This window comes from Pokkaliibacter sp. MBI-7 (genome assembly GCF_029846635.1).
Taxonomy (GTDB): Bacteria; Pseudomonadota; Gammaproteobacteria; order Pseudomonadales; family Balneatricaceae; genus Pokkaliibacter.
The window spans coordinates 2,289,816-2,310,491 of the sequence record NZ_JARVTG010000001.1; the positions used below are offsets into that span (position 1 = coordinate 2,289,816).

Below are 20,676 nucleotides of genomic sequence, written 5' to 3' on the forward strand. Positions count from 1 at the left end.
AGGACGTCACCCATGACTCAGCCCCTGATACGCTCAGGCTTTGCCTTTGGCCATCCTGAGCATCACCTGCACCCCGACAATGCGCTACCGCTGGCACTGGTGATCGATAGCGCCCGCCTGCCGCAGTGGCGGCATACCGCCGCAATGAAAGAAACGGAGCTGCAGTGGGCCAGCCTCTACGAAGACACGGCCGCTGAGCGCTTTGAGCCGGTCGGCCCCTTCCTGCTGCGCACCTACGCCGGCAGCCCGGTGCTTGATCTGCTCAGCAGCGATCCCGCCTGGGGCACCAGTGCCCTGCTCATCAGCCATCGCTGCGACTTCGACACCCTGCTCAGCCATCTGCGCATTCTGGTGTTTGTGGAGGACGGCAACCGCCTCAACCTGATGCGCTTTTATTCCCCGTGGATACTCGACACCTGGTTTGCCGAGCTGGCGGATGAGCGCATTCATGCCCTGCTCGGCCCGGCCGAAATGTGGGCGTGGCGCAGTTTCAATTATCACGATGAGGGTGAGTGGCAGTGGAGCTGGGTCGCCCATCAGCCCGGCCAGGTGCAGCACTCGCAAGGCTGGTACCGGCTGAGTGCTGATGAAATCCGGGTGCTGGATCAACTGGATGAGGGGGCCTGAGGATGAGTGACAAGGCCGTCGCTATTCGCCCCTATATCATCAAAAAGGGCGATACCCTGTCGGAGCTGGCGCAAAAGTTCGGTACCACGGTAGATGCTTTGATGCTGCTCAACACCGACAGCATCGTTGACCCGGACTTGATCTATTACGACCGCACCATGCGGGTGCCGGAGCCCGTCAGTATTGCTAAAAGCGGGACGACTGCGCTCCCTGTTCCACCGGAAGTCGATAAGAATCAGCCCATCTGCAGCACGAATGGTGACTATGTTGACCTGGTGTACTTCCCCGGTTTGCCGGGAGTGAAGAAAACCCGTCCGGCGTGGTATTTGCTGAGTAAGGAAGCCAGTCAGGCGTTCAGGGAAGAAGAAGACCGGCTTGACGATATCATCCGCCCCTACATCGACAATCCAACCCAGAGCACGCTGGATGCGACCTTTGGCAAGCTGAACGAGCTGGGCCTTTTAGAGTTGTTCAAGGATCTGAAGCTATCCTTCTTAATCGACGATAAAGCGGAACGTGATGACTACACCAACAAGGTGCTGATGCTGGCCTCAGCCAAAGCCAATCTGCTTAAGCGTGTGTTCAAACTGCCCCCCGAGCTAGTCGCCAAAGGACAGCAAGGTCAGGCCGACTGGGAAGCCCGGCGCAAGCAACTGGAACAAAGTGCCGGGACGCCCGGCGCCCCTGCCATCACTGACCTTTACAATGCCCGCTACTCCGAGATCAACCCTAAAACGGGCGAGGTCTACAACCTGGCGCTGCCGGAAACCCTGCTCACCCAGTGGATAGCCGCAACAGAAAAAGACATTGCCGCCATCGAGCAAAAATACACCCGGCTGGCCACCGATACCTATGGCTTGATTGTGACCAGGGATCAGCAGGTGATGACACGCGATGAGGATAAGCGTCTGAAGTCACTCGCCAAGGTGGACGAGATAAGAAAAAGCACCCTGATCTGGCTGGACTATGTGAAAGGCGCCGTGCAGGGGCCACTCATGGATAAGCTCAACAAGGCATGGCAGCAGTCCCATGACATCTGCAAAGAGCAGCCCTTCGAGCAGTTTACCAACACGTTCTGGCAGCAAAGTGGTTTTCAGCCAACGGCATTCGGCGAAGAAGAGCGCGTTGCACAGGCCTACTTTCGACTCATCACCGAAGTCAGACAGCTTAATCTGCTGGGTATTGCACTGCCTGAGCAGGTGCTGAATGCCGCTGAGATGTTTAGCCGCCCCACCAGCCTGAAAGAGACCTGGCATGTGGCCATGGGAGAGAAACCGCTCAGCATGGCGAACACCATCAAGGTGCTGAATGATGCCCAGTTCCCGGTTCTGATCAATCAGCTTCAGCCTGAACTGCAAGGGCAGGATGACCTTTACCGTTACCATCATTTCGATCTGCAACAAGTGATCAATGCGCTGGACAAAGGCCAGTGGCAGCCTGTTTGGATTATCGGTTACTACCCCTGTGTCCGCCTGTTGCAAAAAGTGGAGGAAGCCATTGCCGACAGCGATAACAAGTTTCAGGAGGCACTGGGGCTGGACCAGGCACCCGCTACCTATTACCGTCCCTATCTGCTGCTGAAATATGTGCTGACCTGCCGTATTGATGAAATCAAGCAACGCGCTAATCAGTTAATGACGCAGCCTCTGGACCGGCGCTGGTTCCGTACGGCCGGCGAGCAGGATGCCCTGTCAAACTACAATGGCACCCTCACCCTGATATGGACGTCCGATGAGTGGGAAACCCATTACGTCAATCAGTTCGATCAGGGTGTGCCCAGTTTCAGGCCGAAAACGCAGGTCAACTTAGTGGAGGCCTATCGGCTGAATCGGGGTGACACTGCACCGCATTATGTCCGTGATTGCTGGCTGACCGACTACCAGGGCAAGACGGAGTGTGCCCATCTCCATGAGATTGAGGCCTACAATGGCTATGGCAGCAAAGCCGCAGAGCACGCGACCTGGCAAGGGGGTAAATGGCGGGTCGATCTGGCCAATACCCTGAAAGAAGCCAGGAAGGTCATCGGCCCCCAATCCTCGTTCAACCTCACCTATAACAAGAAATACGACGACATTGTCTGTGGCAAAGTGGCCAGTGGCACCCTGAGTGCCAGCGGAGACCGCCTGAATACCCCGTTCTACGTGGCAACAGCCGAAGCGCAGTGGCTCCGTTTTACCAAAGGGTCATCACTGAACAATGACATCGATTATAAAAGTGCTTACGCCTACGTTAAAAAAGAGCCCGTCGGGGTCACGGGCCTGTCTGCGGAGCTGGGCTACGATGCCTTCAAAGGCGAGCTTAAATTTGCCTTTATGTGGCCGGAATCCTTTGACCACCAGAAAATACGCCTCGTGTATGAATACACCGACTGGGATGCACAGGGTAAGCCATCCGAAATGACGGCCGACTATGACATGGGCTGGATGCAGGTGAACGGCACGTTGTCCGCCAGTGGTTATATCGGCGTCAGTTGTACTATGGCCAGTACGTTTCATGTCTCTCGCAATCACACCGGGCAACTGGGCGTCCGAGGCTCGCGCACCATTACGACCGATACCCTTGACCGTGACTGGCGCGCCCGCCAGACCGACAACATGGTGATACGAGCCACCATGGACACACGCAACCCCAGTAAAAGTAAGGGCGATTCGCGTAAGGCAAAGAGTAAAGACACCCACTTACAAGGCAGCATGAACCTCTTTGCCGGGCTTCAGGTAGGCGGTGAGCTGAACGTCAGCCTGCGTTGGTGCCCCCCCCCGAAAATAGGCGCCAGCCAGCCCCCCGCCGATCAGCAGATCGCGCCAATTCAGGGTGATGCGCCTATTCAAGGGGGGCAATGGCTCACCCTGGCCTCTGCCAAAGCCTCCGTATCGCTGGAGCTGGGGGCAGGCATCAGTGGCGAGTTTGTCATCACCTTTCGCAATGGCAAGTTCTACATCTTTATGGCTGCCCGCTTTGTGTTCGGCGAAGGGGCCTCAGGCAAGTTCAGCTTTGAAGTCGACTACTACAATATCCTCAGGTTTGTGGAGCTCTTTCAGGGCATTGTGGCGCGGCCAGGGTATCGGCGCGTGATTGCCATTCAGAATGGCGAGCGCACCGATGAAGAAACTGCCGATGAGCAGGCCAGCAGTGGCAGCCTGCTGACGCAGACCTTCTCGCACATGGTCAATCTGCTCTACATCACCTTAAGTTACGGCTTATCGCTGGTCGAAGCCGTTATGCTCAGCCTCGCCAAGATTGATGAGCTGTGTCAGAAAAGCCTGCGCGCTGATCAGGCCCCGCGCATCGCCCGCTATATTGTGGACCGCGCACCGGAGGCCTGGTTTGACAACCTGCTGCCGGAAGTGAAAGGCCGCTTGCTGCATGTGCTGATGACCTATCAGGAAGCCACCTTCCAGAGCGATAACCCCCTGCTGGATATCTTCGACTATGCCACCGGCAACCTGTTTAACTCAGAAGAGTCACAGGCCAAGGCGGATCTCGACAATATCTACCAGCGCGCGGCGATATTAAAAGTCCTGGGCTGGATCAGTAATGAGTCAAAAGAAGCCGGTGAGCGGCAATTCTTTGAAAGCATTACCCGGTTAAATAAAGACGGCAGTAAAGACCCCAGTCTGTTTTTAAACCGGCAGGCATTTGGGGAGAACTGGTATCAGTTGCAGGCGTTTTTTGAAAAATTATCGAAACTCGATGACAGACAGGCTCCGGTAAAAATTGCTCAAATCAATGATGGCCGGGCTAAGGATGACCCCCATTATGAGGTGTATATTCCGATTGATGATCCTAAAGCAGGTAATTTGAGAGTTCTCGACCTTACGGAATTGCGTAACAAGCTGTGTACCTCCTTTATTAGTGACTATACGCTGTATGAATACAACGTTGAGGACTATAAGGGCGAGTCAGTAAAGACGGTGCAGAAGTGGATCTATACCAGTAACGCCATTATCCAGATACCCATTAAAGAGCGCTTACGCCTGGCCAAAATGCCGGGGGATGCTCACCGAGCCTTATAACAGAAGGAGTACGACAGGGATGCGACGATCCTGCCTGGGCTATGCCGCCCTCCTTGGCCTGCTGGGGGGGCTCAGCCTGCCCCTGTACGCCGCGGCGCCTGCAGCCGACAGCGACGACCCGGCGCTGCACACCGAAACCGTGGATTTACGCCAGTTCCCCGCGCGCGATGTGGCGCTGGATGCCTTTGCCCGTGACCGCTTTGACCGGGTGATTGCCTTTGCCAAACCCTTTGCGGACCAGGGCGATGCCCAGATGCAGTACATGCTGGGCGTCGCCTACGCACTGGCCCTGCCGCAAACCCTCCGCAGCGGGCAAGACAGCGCCCGCTATATTCAGCGGGCCGCCGAGAACGGCAACCCCTATGCCCAGTGGAGCATGGGCAGCCCGGCCCATTGCCGGGCGCTCAACAGCTGCGATAACGCCGATGACTGGCAAAGTCAGGCCCGCGCCGGCTGGGAAGCCCTGGCCCGGCAGGGCAATGCGCAGGCCATGTATTTCGATGCGCTGAAGGGTAAGTACTGGATTAACTATGTGCCCTGGTTTAGCCGCCAGAACCAGTTAGCCAAACTGGAAAAAGCCGCCGAGGCCGGCAGCAAAATCGCCATTGACGAATGGATGACACGTCATCGGGAGGCGTTTGAAAAAGAAGGCGGGGCAGCTCTGGTCAATAAAGCCATCGCCTTTTTAACCCCCTTAGCAGAAAAAAATAATGATGAAGCCATGTATTGGCTGGCAAAAATATATCAGTTTTATGTCACCCCCCCCCAGATTGACAAATCGATTGCCCTCTGGAAAAAAATGGAAGAACGGGGGGGGGTGAATTTGGGGTATTTCCTTTTCCCTGTTTATCTGGAAATGAAAAAGTATAAAGAGTCTTATATATATATATATAGTGTTGAATATAAAAAAAATGAAAGATTTCCACATTATAAAAGTTTAGAAGAAGAGCACCCAGATATCTTCACCCCCGAAGTAATTAAAGCATTACGTGCGCAGGCTATGGAGCGGGTGAAGCAGATAGTGGCCTATACCAACGGGGCGGGCTATCAGCTGCGCCATGAGAACGATGTAAATTACTTCCCGGCTGGCTGGGGGATGTAACGGATGCGACGATCCTGCCTGGGCTATGCCGCCCTCCTTGGCCTGCTGGGGGGGCTCAGCCTGCCCCTGTACGCCGCGGCGCCTGCAGCCGACAGCGCTGACCCGGTGCTGCACACCGAAACCGTGGATTTACGCCAGTTCCCCGCGCGCGATGTGGCACTGGATGCCTTTGCCCGTGACCGCTTTGACCGGGTGATTGCCTTTGCCAAGCCCTTTGCGGACCAGGGCGATGCCCAGATGCAGTACATGCTGGGCGTCGCCTACGCACTGGCCCTGCCGCAAACCCTCCGCAGCGGGCAAGACAGCGCCCGCTATATTCAGCGGGCCGCCGAGAACGGCAACCCCTATGCCCAGTGGAGCATGGGCAGCCCGGCCCATTGCCGGGCGCTCAACAGCTGCGATAACGCCGATGACTGGCAAAATCAGGCCCGCGCCGGCTGGGCGGCCCTGGCCCGGCAGGGCAACGCACAGGCCATGTATTTCGATGCACTAGTGGGGGAATCCTGGATTAACTATGTGCCCTGGTTTAGCCGCCAGAACCAGTTAGCCAAACTGGAAAAAGCCGCCGAGGCCGGCAGCAAAAGTGCCATAGCCGAATGGATGCTGCGCCATCGGGAGGCGTTTAAAAATGAAGGCGGGGCAGCTCTGGTCAATAAAGCCATCGCCTTTTTAACCCCCTTAGCAGAAAAAAATAATGATGAAGCGATGAAATGGCTGGCACAAACATATCACTATTACGTCACCCCCCCCCAGATTGACAAATCCATTGCCCTCTGGAAAAAAATGGAAGAACGGGGGGGGGTGAATTTGGGGTATTTCCTTTTCCCTGTTTATCTGGAAATGAAAAAGTATAAAGAGTCTTATATATATATATATAGTGTTGAATATAAAAAAAATGAAAGGTTTCCACATTATAAAAGTTTAGAAGAAAACCATCCTGATATCTTCACCCCCGAAGTAATTAAAGCATTACGTGCTCAGGCCATGGAGCGGGTGAAGCAGATAGTGGCCTATACCAACGGGGCGGGCTATCAGCTGCGCCATGAGAACGATGTAAATTACTTCCCGGCTGGCTGGGGGATGTAACGGATGCGACGATCCTGCCTGGGCTATGCCGCCCTCCTTGGCCTGCTGGGGGGGCTCAGCCTGCCCCTGTACGCCGCGGCGCCTGCAGCCGACAGCGACGACCCGGCGCTGCACACCGAAACCGTGGATTTACGCCAGCTCCCCGCGCGCGATGTGGCGCTGGATGCCTTTGCCCGTGACCGCTTTGACCGGGTGATTGCCTTTGCCAAACCCTTTGCGGACCAGGGCGATGCCCAGATGCAGTACATGCTGGGCGTCGCCTACGCACTGGCCCTGCCGCAAACCCTCCGCAGCGGGCAAGACAGCGCCCGCTATATTCAGCGGGCCGCCGAGAACGGCAACCCCTATGCCCAGTGGAGCATGGGCAGCCCGGCCCATTGCCGGGCGCTCAACAGCTGCGATAACGCCGATGACTGGCAAAGTCAGGCCCGCGCCGGCTGGGAAGCCCTGGCCCGGCAGGGCAACGCACAGGCCATGTATTTCGATGCACTAGTGGGGGAATCCTGGATTAACTATGTGCCCTGGTTTAGCCGCCAGAACCAGTTAGCCAAACTGGAAAAAGCCGCCGAGGCCGGCAGCAAAAGTGCCATAGCCGAATGGATGCTGCGCCATCGGGAGGCGTTTAAAAAAGAGGGAGGGGCGGTATTGGTCAATAAAGCCATCGCCTTTTTAACCCCCTTAGCAGAAAAGAATAATGATGAAGCGATGAAATGGCTGGCACAAACATATCACTATTACGTCACCCCCCCCAGATTGACAAATCCCTTGCCCTCTGGAAAAAAATGGAAGAACGGGGGGGGGGGTGAATTTGGGTAAATTCTTTTATCCTGTATATGAGAGTTTGGGGGATTATAAGAAAGCATATATCTATAATTACAGCGCCACCTATAATGAAAGTATTAAATTTCCGCATTACGAAATATTGGAAGAAAACCATCCTGATATCTTCACCCCCGAAGTAATTAAAGCATTACGTGCTCAGGCCATGGAGCGGGTGAAGCAGATAGTGGCCTATACCAACGGGGCGGGCTATCAGCTGCGCCATGAGAACGATGTGAATTACTTCCCGGCTGGCTGGGGGATGTAACGGATATTTGCACAAAGAGCTATCTGTATACGCCGGATATGCTTTTTTGCAGAGCTAATTGAAAGGATTTAATGCACACATCATGAAAAATATACGTCAATTACTCCCTCTGTGGAGAGGATTGCTATTAATTAGTATTTTATATCCATGCCTGGCCTTTTCTGGAACAGTTGTGTGGAGTTCATCAAGCTCTGTTGGCAATGGAGAAGCGACGCCATTTAAAGTCCTGGTCGCCATTATTTTTGCAGTTGCAACAGTCTGGTTGCATTTTTATTTAAGCGGCACTAAATCGCACCATAAAGGAAGGAGGAAGTCAGCTTCTACCTATACCGATCTTGTACAGAGCATAAAAAATATCAAGGTAAATGAGTGCTCCATGCTCTGTGAAGAAGGTGATAACTCCATCACTATTCGCTCACCTAAAGAGCCTTCTTTTCTAGAAGGAATACTTTCTGAAAATCGTAGATATTCCATAAAATTGATCTTCGACACGGCCTCTTCAACGGTAAAGTATAGCGAGAGTTTTAAAAAAAACGGGTGGAATGGTCTAACATTTAAAGCTGAATTTTCTACAGATGATGCTCAGGGGTATTTTGATGCAGTGAATAAAGACGGTGAAGAGGTACGTGTTTACGTTAGCACCGTGAGAGGAAAGTTATTTGAAATAATCAATAATCATGGTTGGGATATGCAGAAGAAATTTCTGTGATAGGTAAAGAGCTGCTTGGATTAGGGAAAACACAATGAGCATGGAATTAGCTACCATTTACACCAGTATAAAAATAGCAATTTTAAAGTTTTTAGGAAGAAAGTGGCTAACTCTTTTTACGATATTGACCCCTATAGTGTCAGTTCTTTCTGGTATCGCCTACAAAGGAGCACTATGGTTTTTTATGTTCGGTCGCTTAACGTCGTTCAGTGTTATCCCGGAGTTCTTTCATATAGGAAACCCAAGTAGCTATATGTTAATTATATTTACTACTGCAATTGGGGATTTACTAAAAAGTGTCATCGCTTTTATTTTATCTTGCTCTATAGGGAGTGTACTAGTCGCGCCATTTTGCTTCGTTTTATACATTATATTCAGATGGGTGTTATATGTAGCAAAAGTAAAATATAAAAAATCACTCAGAAAAAAGACAGGCTCTCTTGCAATACGAATTGCAAAGAAAAACAAAAAAAGCAAAAAAACAAAAGGCATGCGTTTAACGGCACATCAACGCCAGCAAGAAGAATCACTATCAGCGTTTGTAAAGAAAGTTTTCAATATTTCACTGGCAGTGATCAGCGCCACCTGGCTGGGTTTAGTGGTTATTTTGGTGGTATTAGGCGGAGGTTTGTACTTCTTTCACAAGGGGGCTGAATTTGGGGATAAACAACTCAAAGACTTCAATGATCACAATATTTGCCTAGATGATCTCAACCACAACGGCTGTTATACCCTGACCCAATCTGATCTGGACTCAGGCTCCGTCTCTGGATTTCTCATTAATCTTTCAGAAACAGAGTGGGTTCTGGGTCTGTCAAACGAACTGTGTAACTGCTCCCTTTCAGAGTGCGGCCAGCGGCACGCGCTCCTCCCCAAACATCACCTGAAAACTCTGTAGTGCCGGTTTCCAGTGATGAATAGCCTTCCAGTTCTTCGATGCTTCGCGGATAGCCAGAAAGAGTGACTTGAGTGCCGAATCGTCGTTCGGAAAAATGCGCCGATTACGTGTCAGTTTCCGCAGGCTCATGTTCAGGGATTCGATGGCGTTGGTCGTGTAGATCACTTTCCGGATCTCCGGCAGGAACTGGAAGAACGGTATGATGTTGTCCCAGTGACCGCGCCACAACCGCACCACCGCCCGATATTTCTCACCCCAATCGCTCTCAAAGTCATCCAGTTCGCGCACGGCTTCGTCCGCTGTCGCCGATGTGTAAATTCGCTTCAGGGCACCCACAACGACCTTGCTGTCTTTGGTGTTGACATAACGCAAGCTGGCGCGCACCAGATGCACAATACACAGCTGGGTCAACGTTTTCGGAAACACCGCGTTGACCGCTTCCGGCAACCCCTTCAGGCCGTCCATACTGGCGATGTAAATATCCTGCACGCCACGATGACGCAACTCCGTCAGCACCGACAACCAGAACTTCGCCCCTTCGCTTTCGGCCAGCCACAGACCCAGCACTTCTTTCTCGCCGCGCAGATTGACGCCAAGCACAACGTGCGCTGACTTGTTCACCACCTGCTTGTTGTGCTGTACCTTGACCACCAGACCATCCAGCCAGACGATGGGGTAAATCGCTTCCAGCGGTCGCGTCTGCCACGCTTTGGCTTCCTCCAGAACCGCATCAGTAACCTGGGCGATGAGTGTGTGCGAAATCGTCACACCGTATAAGTCCACCAGCGCACTCTCGATATCACGCGTGGTCATGCCCTTGGCGTACAGTGTCAGGATCTTGTCTTCCATCCCCGCCAGCCGAACTTGCCGCTTCTTGAGCAGCTGTGGCTCGAAGCGGCCTTCTCGGTCGCGGGGAGTCTCTATGAGCAAGTCGCCGACATCACTCTGCACCGTTTTACGGCTCTTGCCGTTACGGGTATTGCCCCGCTTGGCACCGGGCTCGGCTTTGTCGTGGCGGTCGTAGCCAAGGTGGTCGTCCATCTCGGCTTGCAGGCTGCGATTGATCATGTGTTGCAGCATCTGGGCGTACAGCTTGCTGACATCCTCCGGGGTCTTACATTCCTGAGTCAGCTCATCCAACATCTCTGGCGTTAGTGCCATGTAACTGCTCCTCGCGGTGTTCCCGCATCATCCCATAAACGCAGTTACACAGTTCAATTTACAGACCCTGGGTTCTGTATACCAGCAACGGCCCTATTATTCATCCGCGAAAACCCGATTTAGTCATTAAGCGTGGAACTGACCTCCCCGTTCCCCAAGAGGCTACCCCAACGCCATCACATTAACCCCATAATCCAGCACAGCTCCTCGGTGATGTCGTAATGCTCTGAATAACGGGCATCCACATAGGCCCGCTGTAAGCATCACAACCACACAAAAACCGGGTGGCGTAAAAACCACCAAGCCAGCATCACGCTGGCTTGGTGGTTTCTATATATTCAATTACCGCTGTATTACTACGGCAGCAACGCGGTGCCCGATTACAGGTAGCGGCACAGGTAGGCGGTGTTTTCTGCCACCTGCAGATTGAACTTGCTGTTGCCGGGAACAAAGAAGGCTTCGCCTGCTTCGAAGGTGACCCACTCTTCCTCACCAGGCAACTGCACGGTCAGCGCACCGCTGACGACAGTCATTTCTTCCGGCGCTTCGGTACCGAAGGTGTACTCACCGGCGGCCATTACACCCACGGTGGCGCCGCCATCGTCAATCAGGAAAAAACCGCGGCGCTGGCCAGCCAGATCAGTGCCGCCAGCGACCCGGAAGCCCTGACTGCCGCTGAAAATGCACTGGCCGAATACGGCAGGGGCCTGCCCTCCGACTTTGAGCCACTGGCCACCCTCACTCACCAGCTGGCACAGGCTTATCGCGATCTGGCCAAACAGCTGATCAGCAGCGACCAGCTGCGGGAGGCACAAAAAGCCATGGCCGAGGCTGATCTGATCGAGAAAGGTCTGCAAGCCAAATAGCACTGTTGACGCTCATTCTGGCGCCCTGCGACTGACGCAGAGCGCCTCTCCCGTGTTCGACGGCCGGGCACCCCACCCCCTTGTGTTGCCCTTTGGTGTACCGGCCTTTTTTTATTCAGGAAAGTGGTTATGCGTGCGGTTCAATCCAGCAAGAATATCTTCATTACCACCCCGCTGGGGCAGGATGCCCTGATTCTGGACAAAGCGACGATCCACGAAGGTTTGTCGCAGCTGTCGCACATGACGGCCTTCGTGCACACCAACAGCCAGCAGGTTGACCCCCATGAGCTGCTGGGCAAGGCGGTGACCCTGACCATTCCCATTCACGATGACCACGGCGAAGTCGGTCAGCAGCTGTATAACGCCGTGGTCACCCGTATTGCCTCCAAGGGCAGCCGTACCCCGGCTGAAGCGCTGGATGAAGTCCACCGTGACTACGAGCTGACCTTGCAGCCACAGGCGTATTTCCTCACCCAGCGCCGGCAGAACCGCATCTTCCAGCAGCGCACCCCGCTGGACATCGTTACCCAGATTCTCAGTGAGCACAGCGTCAAATTCGAAGACCGTACCAGCGGCAGCTTCCCCACCTTCGAGTACAAGGTGCAGTTTGACGAGACCGACTGGAACTTCGTCTGCCGTCTGCTGCAGCACGAGGGGGTATTTTTCTATTTCGAGCACAGCGCCGGTGATCACACGCTGGTGCTGGCCGATGACAGCACGGTCTACACCCCGTGCCTTGAGCAGCAGGTGGCCTACTTCACCGGGGATCTGGCCGAGTCTCATCTGTATGTCTGGAGCGGTATCGAGCAGATTGCCACGGGCAAGGTGCGCCAGCAGGGCTATAACTTCCTCACCCCGACGGCACTGGCCAAAGCACTGGTGGAGAACCCCGGTCAGGCCGAGCAGCAGGGCACCACAGAAAGCGTCGAGTACATCGCCGAAGCGGAAAATATCAGCCGCACCCAGGCCACCGCCCAGACCCAGCTGGACGCCTTGCAGCATGATCAGCTGTGCGGTGAGGGCAAGAGTAACTGCCGCTCCTTCCGCCCCGGCGGCCTGTTCAGCTTCAAGCGCCATGAAGACAAGCGCGAAGAGGGGAAAAGCTACGTTGTCACCCGGATTAAGGTGGAAGCGTCCTCGGCGGATAACCAGGGTGAGCAGGCGCAGGAAGGCGATAACTACAAGAATGAGATCAGTGTGCTGCCCGCCGATGCAGTGTTCCGCCCCCGTCTGGCCCGTGATGACATCGCCGCGCGCGAGGGCGGTGACCGCAACAACTACCTGCTGCCCTACCTGCCGCGCATCTTTGGTTCACAGACCGCACGGGTGGTCGCCGAAGCCAACAGCGACGGCAGTGAGGAAGTGCATATTGATAAATACGGCCGGGTGCATGTGTGCTTCCACTGGGATCTGGAGCAGCGCAGCTCCTGCTGGATCCGGGTGGCGCAGGCCTGGGCCGGTAACGGCCGTGGCGCCTTCTTCTTCCCCCGTATTGGCGATGAGGTCATCGTCCAGTATTTAAGTGGCGACCCTGATCAGCCGGTCATTGTCGGCAGTCTGTACAACGGCACTAACCCCTACCCCACGGCGCTGCCGGAGAGCAAAACCCAGAGCGGTTTCATCAGCCGCAGCAGCAAGGGCGGTGGCAAAGACAACTACAACGCGCTGGTGTTTGAAGACCTCAAAGGCCAGGAGCTGTTCTACACCCAGGCCGAAAAGGACCAGCAGGCGCTGATTAAAAACAACCAGCTGACCGACATCGGCATGGACCGCCAGACCACCATCAAGAACAACGATGTGCTGGACGTGGGGAAGGTGTTCAAACTCAAGGCAGGGAGTGAAATCGTGCTGGAAGTGGGCGGCTCTAAGCTGACGATGAAGAGTGATGGGACGATCACGCTGAGTGGTAATAAGATCACCGAACAGGCCACACAGATCATCAAGCAGGCCACCAGCATCAAGTTGAATGGTTAATGCCCCGTGCAGCCCTCGCTTGAGCACGTTGCCTATCACTATCAGCTGCGCTGGCGGCAAGCACTGGACTGGAGTGCTGCACCCGCCACGGTGGCCAGCCACGATACCGGCTTACGGGTGCTCTTGCAGGCTCTGCCACCCGGGCTGTTGCCAGTCGCCCCGCCCTGGCTGTCATTGGTGACGGCACACCATCCGACGGTACTGATGCAACGCTTGTTTCCTTGTTCGTCGAGCGAGCAACGGTATCTGCTAAGCCTGTGGCAGCAGGTATCAGGTCTGTCGCTGGACCCCGTTCTCGCACACTGCCAGCGTGAATTCAGTACGCAGGTAACACAGCAAGAAAACATTTCACGGTTGCAGGCTGACGGGTACTGCGCTGCGCTGGCCCAGAGACATCAGCCCATTGATCCTGCATTGCTGCGTTGCTACTCCCTGTGCGTGGCATGGTTACGCACGGTTCTAGAGCAGCCCGCTCTCCTCACGGATGACGTATTGACTCAGGCAACACGGCACCACGCTGCTGATCTGCCGGTGATGACCCTGATCCGTCTGTGCCGTTCACCGGAGGACTGGTCGCTGCTGTCTGCCGCGACACTGACAGCACTGCTAAGCAGTAATGAATTGTCACTCTCCGCACTGGCAGGGGTCATGCTCCGCACACGCGGCATCGGCTCCTTGCCCACGCTGGCGGCACTGTGTAACACCCGCCCGCTACCACACATATCACCCAGCCACCTTGCCCTGCTGACGCCTCTGGCACCCGCCGCCGGCGTGGCTGATGTGCTTGCCTTGCAAAAAGCGGAAACAGCACTGGCTGCTCGCGACCGCCTGTGGCTGCGCCATGGTATGACGCTGGCCGAACCGGCAGGCATCGCTTTGCTGGCCGAGGCAGATGGCACGGCGCTGGCCGCACTGGCCACCACCCACGAGCAGGCATTACATGGCTGGCTACACGACCATCACTACAGCGTCACCCGCACTCCCTATATCAATGGTAAGGCACTCCCGGCGGAGCTGGACTACACGACGTTGTTGCAGTGCTGGTCACAGGGTTATCAGGGCCATCGCTTTGTGCTGGAACAACTGATTAACCAGCTGCACTGGCAACATCCAGCAGTTAGTGCCTGTGGATGGCAGGGAGCCATACAGTGACGGCGATTCATTCGCTGGCGCCGCCTGCATACCGCCCATTCACACTTACACCACGGGTGATAGCGGTGGGGCAGCTGGCTGGCCACAGGCAGCCAATGCCGTGCTGTTTATGCAGGAAGAGAGGGTGATGGACGCCACATCATCTACCTATCCCTTGCGTTTTCATCCGGCCATCGGTGCTGAGCCTGGGCGCTTCCGGCGCCTCGCCATGCTGCTGATGCACTATCGCACTGAACTGGCCAGCCTGGCAGGCCCTGTGTATGTGCTGCTGCCCACCGACCTGTCCGATGAGCATCGCCATCAGTTACAGGCACAGCTGGCTGAACTATGGCCACCCCCGTACAAGGTGCACCTGTTACCCTGCCAGCCTCAACGTCCATGCCTGCACTGGCTAACACTGCAGCAACAGCTGGACCGGGGACAGCCGCTGTCACTGCTGGCCTTTGACAGCCCGGTACCCACAGTGGCCTCGCACCTGCTGGGCGGCACAGCCAGTGAGGGGCTGATGGCACTAAGCGTGCAGCCGGCTGACACGGGACTGGCCCTGAGCACCCTGGCTCAGGGCTTGCACCTGACCCACGCCTTTAGTGAAGAAGAGGCGATCGATCAGGCATTGCTCAGGCAGTGTCTGGCCACCTCGTCAGCGCCTCTGCACCACCTGCTGCCACCGGCAGGCTGTCGGCAGCAGACACAATGGCTTGATCTGTACGAACACATCAGCGAGCGGGCAGCTGACACGCTGCAAATCCATCACCCTGAACAAGCTCTCGGTGAACTGGGTGCCCTGCAGCTTCCTTACCGCCTGCTGTACCTGCAACAGCTGTTAGACAGCGAACAGCAGGCGCTGATGCTGGATATGGCCAGCACGGGGCACCGCAGCTTCAGCCTGTGGCACAACGCCAGCTCAACCGCACACACCAATACACCGACATCTATTGAGGGAGAACCATATGGGTAAACCTGCCGCCACCCTTGGCCATTTTCACTTCTGCCCCCAATATCGCGGCGATACCCCCCACGTAGGTGGGCCCATCGCAGGAGGCTCGGGGGACGTTACTATCGGCGGCATGCCTGCTGCTCGCGTCGGTGACAAGCTGGTCTGTAATGCGCCGCCAGACACTATCAGCCAGGGCTCGGCGTCGGTGTTTATCAACGGTAAACCGGCAGCCCGCATGGGTGACAGCACCGAGCACGGCGGCGTCATCATGGCAGGCAATGGCACCGTACTGATTGGCGACCAAACCTACAGCAGTAGCGGCGGCTCAGCGAGCAATGGCAAAGTACAGGCGCTGGCCCGACGCCAACTGTCACGAGTCATGGTCTGTCAGAAAGACGGCCAGCCCACTATCTGTGTAGAACCCAACTGCCCCTGTAAGGAAGCGGCTACATGATCCGCGCCGGTCACGCCTTTTATCCTGAGCAAGCCCCTGTTGACTTGCCGCTGGCACACCTGAACGGCCAGCGGCTGCTGGTCATCGACCGTATCAACCTGCCAGACTGGATCTACACCGCGTCATGCAAGGCGGATCAGCTGTGCTGGGACATCCTGTTTGAAGACACTTCGCTGGAGCATCCTTTCTATGAATGCTCACCCGTGCTGTTGAGGCTGGAGCCCCACACCGCCTTATATCAGGACTGGCATACTGACCCCGACTGGCAGCAACACGGCCTGCTGATCAGCTACCCCGGTGATTATCAGGCGCTGTGCCAGCACCTGCGCAGCCTGATCTGGATGCGCCAGCAGGATAAAACCTTGCTCATGCGTTTTTATGCTCCTACCATTCTCGACGCCTGGGCACCCAGCCTGACCGCAGCGGAAGCCCGGGCCTTGCTGGGACCTGCCGAATGCTGGAGCTGGTTCAGCCCCTCGGCTGCAGGCGAGCCGCGCTGGAGCTGGATGGCTCACACACCTGGGCAAACGGGCCAGGGCCAGGGCTGGTTTGCCTTGAGTGAGGCGCAGGTGGCGGCACTGGATGCCCACGATCAGCCACGCCAGCCCGCCAATCTGGCGCAGCCAGCAAAGGCGCAAGCAGAAAAAACGCCCAGCTACATCGACTACTGGCTGGGCTATGAGGTGGATGAGTCCACCCCAGGGAAGGAATAAATATTCAAGGGACTGTTATGTCAGACGTACAGCAAAGCTGCTCCAAGCCTGCCTATATCATTGAAATCCTCGGCCACGATCATCCCGATAGCCATAAGATCGTGGTGGAAAACAACGGCGCCCCCACCCGCATTGAACCCGTTGATGGAGGCAAGGCCTGGGGAAAAAGTACGCTGCACTTCTGGGAAAAGGCCGTCGGTGCCGCCGCGCCACCACTCAAAAGCTGGATTGAAATCAAAGGCAGCAAAGGTAGCTTTAAGATTCCTCTGTTCGATGGCGCGGCGAGTGATCAGGATCTGTTTGTTATCCCCAAACTGAAGCAAACCAGCCGTTGTGGCGGTCGGCAGCAGTATGTGATTGCCCCCTTTGTACCGGTGGAGCAGATCGACAGCGTCTTTAAGACCCCCGTCGCCTGCCGTTGTGGCTACCTCTATATTTTCCGTAAGGGGCGGCTGTGGCGTGAGCTGGAAGTCAGCAAGGACGAGCAGGCTGGTACCCCGCAGTTTCGCGATAGCAATATCCTGGCAGCCCGGGGTGGTAGTGAGCAGGCGCCCATCGGCACCGTTTATCAGCGTCAGTTTATCAGTAGCTGGCACAAGGAAATCTGGCTGCCTGTTACCGCCAGCGGCCAGATGCTGGCGACCTTTCAACTGTTTTTTTCCGACGTTCAGCTCACCGCTGAGCGTATCAACTATATGGAGACCTACCCGGATCAGATAGCCGCCCGCGCCGTGCGCTCGCGGAGTGGCACTCCGATGTATGTCAGCCAGTTCAAAGCGCAGCCGGTTCATTTAGGCTACGACTACCAGCGTCTGAGCAAGCAGCCCCAATACAGCACAGTGCCCACCGGGATGCTGCTATGGATTGACGAGATGCCGGAGCAACGCCAGCGCTCGCCGCTGCAGGAGTGGCATTACCCGCAGCCAGATGTATTCCTCACCGACCTGAGCGGCAAAGCCCCCCAGCAGGAATACCATCAGGCTGTCGATCTGGTCAGCAATCCTTCACGGCAGGCGTATGACAAGACCGTCTCAACGTTGGCGTTTAAGCAGGCGCTGCTGGTGAAAGAACAGCCAAGGATGCAACAGGCGCAGGCGAAGCAAACACTGGAGCAGGGCATCAAAGGACAACCTGCCCAGGCCGAAGTGAACTACCCGCAGCCAGACAAAGACCCGGTGTGGTGGCAAGCGCAGGGCAGTGAAGAAGACCTCTACCGCGAGCTTAAACCCCGTTCTATCTGTGTGCTGATGCTGGATGATGCCATTGGTCGTTTGCGCCACTACACCCAGCAGGGGCAACATGCTCAGGATCTGTTACAGACCTTATTAACCCTCACGGGTACCCATCCGTTCCATCGCCTTGCCGAGCTGGTCAATCACACCATCCTGCCCAAGCAAGTGATGGCCACTAATGCCGAAGGTAAGAAAACCAGCACCACCAACCCCTGGCATGAAGAGAACGCCAGCTATGTTGACCTGAGCCCAGGCTCCCCGATGTTCAGGATGCTCTACCCCTCCTACCGTGCCGCTGCGCGACAGCACCTGAGCACCTGGCAGCAGAAAGCCCTGGCGCTGGTTAGCCGCAAAGACACAGAAGCGGTGCTGGCCGACCTGTTCAGCAAAAATAACAGTGACTACTACGCTGGGTTTAAACTGCTGGGCGATGCCCTGGCCATGGCATCGCCTAACCCGGAGCGTCTGGATACCTACCAGACGCCTCATGCCATCTGGTCTGGTGCCTATAACCAGAGTGCAGAAGCACTCATCATCCAGATATTGGCCTATCAGCACGGGCTGAGCCGTTTTCTGTTCCCCAAACCCAATGTGCTTGACCCCACCCAGCCGTTTAACCCGAAAGACTACCCGGCGCAACCCAACCCCGGCGATGGTAACTACCGCATCGACCTGATGGCGGGCCTGTCATTATTCAGCGCCGAGTTGCGCTACCGGCAACCCGACAAACAGATGGCTAACCCGGATGACAAAACCCATGAAGTGACGCTGCTGGATATGTGGGCTGCGGCTTCTCACAATGCCCTGAAAGCGGTAGACAACACGCTGGGCCCACTGATCAAACGGGTCGCTAACGATGTCGAGGCCGCCCTGGGCGGGCTGATTAACGTGATGCAGTCACTGGCCCCCAAAGCCGCCCCTACGGCGCTTAGAGTGGATGCGTACGGCCCGCTGGCTGATCTGGTGCGCAGCTCCGCCAGCACTGACCTGCTGCGGCAATTGAGATGGCTGCCACCCAACGGCAAGCAGCCCGAGAAAGGAGTGATCGTAGTGGGTGCCGTGCTGGGGGAGCTGTCCGTGGGTATCACCGCCCCCAGCACCAAGCACAGCCAACACAACGGCCAGTGGTATCTGGGCGACAAGCTGATCGGCGATACCAATAAAGCCCGCTACACCAAAGCCACCGGAGAGCCGGCAGGCACCACGACCCGCATGGGGGTGTACACCTATGAAGCAGGGAGCCAGGCCGCCAACGACTACGCGGCATTTCATCGCGCTATGGCCGTGCGGCTCACCCGCAGCAATGCGGCGCAGGCGGTGCATAAACTGCTCAGCTCAGTGGGGTTTTCAGCGTTTATGCTGGGTGTGGAGGGGTGGAATCTGTCGTATGAGTTGCGAACCTTCAATACAGATCGTCTGGATCGATCAGTCACAGGAAGCTTCTCGGCAATATGGGATCTAGGCAATGCGACAGCCAAGCTGCTTTCGCTCTTTGATCAGCGCTGGCAGGCCCTGCAGGGGATTAACCGCACCCTGGAGACAGTAGCATTTGACGTATCCATAAAACGGATGTGGATGGAAAAAGTCGCTGATAATGCACTGATGAAGAAGCTTGTTACCTTATTGCCAAATGAGATTACAGTGGCCGCAGCCATTGGCGTGGTCGGTAATGCGCTGACTGCCGCCGTCTTCTTTATGGATGCCCTCAATGAATGGCATGAGGGGGACCGCCCCGCCGCCTTTGCCCTGCTGGCCGCCGGGGTCGGCGCCAGCCTGCTGACCGTCGCCGCCTTTGCCAGCAGCATGGTGTGGCTGGGGGTGATTGGCCTGGTGCTGACCGTGGCCGGGCTGGCCATCTATATCGCGATTAACCGCCAGCCGCTGCAGATTTACCTGCAGGACGGGCCACTCTCAAAAAGCCCCGCCAGCCAGTTTGCGCACCTGCTGAACAGCCCTGATGAGGCCTGGTATCGGCTGATTAACCTGCTGGCGGCCTATCGTATCGAAGTCAGCACCAGCCCCTATTACGACTATGTGTCGGCCGCTCAAAAAGCCAGCGATTTTGTGGCCGTTCGGCAGATGCACCCGCGCATTGGTGAATGCAATGTCCGCGTCAGCGTACAAAGCTGCCTCGGGCGCTTCGTTAACCAGGCCATCTATCTGCCTCGCTTTCAGGCTATCTCCATCAGTGGTCGCAGACCACGCGCGACACTCTCCGTACGCCCCGTGCAACCGACCTTTACAGAAATTACCGATCTGGGGGAAAACTATTATCTGACACTGGGCGATACTCAATGGAGTGATACCCCAGGCCCCTGGCAGGTGCTGAAGTCTGCTGAACACCCCGTATTCAAATGTCAGATTCAGGTGCCCGATGGCAAAGGGGGTATGTGGGTCTTCCCCGCGCCACTCCCTAATGACAGCAGCACGCCGGTGTTTCACCCTGCCGAGCAGGCCACCCCACCCTATCGCTGGACCCAGATAGCACCTGACTTTCAGGCCAAAGACCAACCTTACTGGCTGGATGACGCACGGGCCATACACCCTAAACGCAAGCCCTCTACCCCTGCCACCCCTCCCTCTCACGCCGAAGGGGACTACACCCCCAGCGCCGCCGACTGGCAGCGCATTTTTGTCAATGGCGGCTGGTGGTAATAACGCGGAA

16 protein-coding genes are annotated in these 20,676 nt (G+C 56.1%); 14 read left to right on the forward strand and 2 right to left on the reverse strand.

Translation table 11 applies throughout. The annotated features are described in order from the left end of the window. Positions 1 to 12 precede the first annotated feature (12 nt). From QCD60_RS10260 to QCD60_RS10295, 8 genes are all read left to right on the forward strand, one after another. Entirely contained in the window at positions 13 to 627 is a 615-nt protein-coding gene (locus QCD60_RS10260; protein WP_279784895.1) for a DUF4123 domain-containing protein, read from the forward strand. Between the two features lie 2 nt (positions 628 to 629). Beyond that, complete coding sequence (locus tag QCD60_RS10265; protein WP_279784897.1) at positions 630 to 4,640, forward strand: LysM domain-containing protein; 4,011 nt, start codon at positions 630 to 632, stop codon at positions 4,638 to 4,640. Further along, entirely contained in the window at positions 4,621 to 5,742 is a 1,122-nt protein-coding gene (locus tag QCD60_RS10270; RefSeq protein WP_279784899.1) for a hypothetical protein, read from the forward strand. Before QCD60_RS10265 ends, QCD60_RS10270 begins: the two co-directional genes overlap by 20 nt. A gap of 105 nt (positions 5,743 to 5,847) precedes the next feature. Further along, the gene (locus QCD60_RS10275; protein ID WP_279784901.1) at positions 5,848 to 6,828 is read left to right on the forward strand and encodes a hypothetical protein; all 981 of its coding nucleotides are present in this window, start codon (positions 5,848 to 5,850) and stop codon (positions 6,826 to 6,828) included. Positions 6,829 to 6,831: 3 nt separating this feature from the next. Further along, positions 6,832 to 7,644 carry a hypothetical protein gene (locus QCD60_RS10280; RefSeq protein ID WP_279784903.1) on the forward strand — a complete coding sequence of 271 codons (813 nt, stop codon included), beginning with the start codon at positions 6,832 to 6,834 and terminating at the stop codon, positions 7,642 to 7,644. Continuing rightward, complete coding sequence (locus tag QCD60_RS10285; RefSeq protein WP_279784906.1) at positions 7,631 to 7,915, forward strand: hypothetical protein; 285 nt, start codon at positions 7,631 to 7,633, stop codon at positions 7,913 to 7,915. The genes QCD60_RS10280 and QCD60_RS10285 overlap by 14 nt, the downstream gene beginning before the upstream one ends. Before the next feature lie 82 nt (positions 7,916 to 7,997). Further along, positions 7,998 to 8,624, forward strand: a complete 627-nt coding sequence (locus QCD60_RS10290) for a hypothetical protein (protein WP_279784908.1) — start codon at positions 7,998 to 8,000, stop codon at positions 8,622 to 8,624. Between the two features lie 34 nt (positions 8,625 to 8,658). Next, positions 8,659 to 9,522 carry a hypothetical protein gene (locus tag QCD60_RS10295; RefSeq protein WP_279784910.1) on the forward strand — a complete coding sequence of 288 codons (864 nt, stop codon included), beginning with the start codon at positions 8,659 to 8,661 and terminating at the stop codon, positions 9,520 to 9,522. Here the strand turns inward: QCD60_RS10295 and QCD60_RS10300 are convergent. Beyond that, on the reverse strand, positions 9,466 to 10,683 hold the full coding sequence (locus QCD60_RS10300) for an IS256 family transposase (RefSeq protein WP_279784912.1): 1,218 nt from the start codon (positions 10,681 to 10,683) through the stop codon (positions 9,466 to 9,468). The genes QCD60_RS10295 and QCD60_RS10300 overlap by 57 nt on opposite strands. 380 nt (positions 10,684 to 11,063) lie before the next feature. Next, positions 11,064 to 11,321 (reverse strand): pyrimidine/purine nucleoside phosphorylase, encoded by a 258-nt coding sequence (locus QCD60_RS10305; protein WP_279787909.1) that lies wholly within the window; start codon positions 11,319 to 11,321, stop codon positions 11,064 to 11,066. Positions 11,322 to 11,678: 357 nt separating this feature from the next. Here QCD60_RS10305 and tssI point away from each other — a divergent pair, with 357 nt between their 5' ends. From tssI to QCD60_RS10335, 6 genes are all read left to right on the forward strand, one after another. Beyond that, the gene (gene tssI, locus QCD60_RS10310; protein ID WP_279784914.1) at positions 11,679 to 13,523 is read left to right on the forward strand and encodes a type VI secretion system tip protein TssI/VgrG; all 1,845 of its coding nucleotides are present in this window, start codon (positions 11,679 to 11,681) and stop codon (positions 13,521 to 13,523) included. A gap of 6 nt (positions 13,524 to 13,529) precedes the next feature. After that, positions 13,530 to 14,675 carry a hypothetical protein gene (locus tag QCD60_RS10315; protein WP_279784916.1) on the forward strand — a complete coding sequence of 382 codons (1,146 nt, stop codon included), beginning with the start codon at positions 13,530 to 13,532 and terminating at the stop codon, positions 14,673 to 14,675. A 127-nt stretch (positions 14,676 to 14,802) separates the two neighbouring features. Further along, positions 14,803 to 15,633: a hypothetical protein gene (locus QCD60_RS10320; RefSeq protein ID WP_279784918.1), complete on the forward strand. Its 831-nt coding sequence runs from the start codon at positions 14,803 to 14,805 to the stop codon at positions 15,631 to 15,633. Further along, the gene (locus QCD60_RS10325; protein ID WP_279784920.1) at positions 15,626 to 16,066 is read left to right on the forward strand and encodes a PAAR domain-containing protein; all 441 of its coding nucleotides are present in this window, start codon (positions 15,626 to 15,628) and stop codon (positions 16,064 to 16,066) included. The genes QCD60_RS10320 and QCD60_RS10325 overlap by 8 nt, the downstream gene beginning before the upstream one ends. Then, positions 16,063 to 16,779, forward strand: a complete 717-nt coding sequence (locus QCD60_RS10330) for a DUF4123 domain-containing protein (protein ID WP_279784922.1) — start codon at positions 16,063 to 16,065, stop codon at positions 16,777 to 16,779. The genes QCD60_RS10325 and QCD60_RS10330 overlap by 4 nt, the downstream gene beginning before the upstream one ends. Positions 16,780 to 16,796: 17 nt before the next feature. Beyond that, a complete protein-coding gene (locus QCD60_RS10335; protein WP_279784925.1) occupies positions 16,797 to 20,666 on the forward strand; it encodes a hypothetical protein in 3,870 nt (1,289 codons plus the stop codon). The last annotated feature ends 10 nt before the right edge of the window (positions 20,667 to 20,676 follow it).

Excerpts from the sequence above, each read along its gene's own strand:
- QCD60_RS10260 (WP_279784895.1), top strand. The coding sequence starts at position 13 with ATGACTCAGCCCCTGATACGCTCAGGCTTTGCCTTTGGCCATCCTGAG.
- QCD60_RS10265 (WP_279784897.1), top strand. The coding sequence starts at position 630 with ATGAGTGACAAGGCCGTCGCTATTCGCCCCTATATCATCAAAAAGGGC.
- QCD60_RS10270 (WP_279784899.1), top strand. The coding sequence starts at position 4,621 with ATGCTCACCGAGCCTTATAACAGAAGGAGTACGACAGGGATGCGACGA.
- QCD60_RS10280 (WP_279784903.1), top strand. The coding sequence starts at position 6,832 with ATGCGACGATCCTGCCTGGGCTATGCCGCCCTCCTTGGCCTGCTGGGG.
- QCD60_RS10290 (WP_279784908.1), top strand. The coding sequence starts at position 7,998 with ATGAAAAATATACGTCAATTACTCCCTCTGTGGAGAGGATTGCTATTA.
- QCD60_RS10295 (WP_279784910.1), top strand. The coding sequence starts at position 8,659 with ATGAGCATGGAATTAGCTACCATTTACACCAGTATAAAAATAGCAATT.
- QCD60_RS10300 (WP_279784912.1), bottom strand. The coding sequence starts at position 10,683 with ATGGCACTAACGCCAGAGATGTTGGATGAGCTGACTCAGGAATGTAAG.
- tssI (WP_279784914.1), top strand. The coding sequence starts at position 11,679 with ATGCGTGCGGTTCAATCCAGCAAGAATATCTTCATTACCACCCCGCTG.
- QCD60_RS10320 (WP_279784918.1), top strand. The coding sequence starts at position 14,803 with ATGGACGCCACATCATCTACCTATCCCTTGCGTTTTCATCCGGCCATC.
- QCD60_RS10325 (WP_279784920.1), top strand. The coding sequence starts at position 15,626 with ATGGGTAAACCTGCCGCCACCCTTGGCCATTTTCACTTCTGCCCCCAA.
- QCD60_RS10330 (WP_279784922.1), top strand. The coding sequence starts at position 16,063 with ATGATCCGCGCCGGTCACGCCTTTTATCCTGAGCAAGCCCCTGTTGAC.
- QCD60_RS10335 (WP_279784925.1), top strand. The coding sequence starts at position 16,797 with ATGTCAGACGTACAGCAAAGCTGCTCCAAGCCTGCCTATATCATTGAA.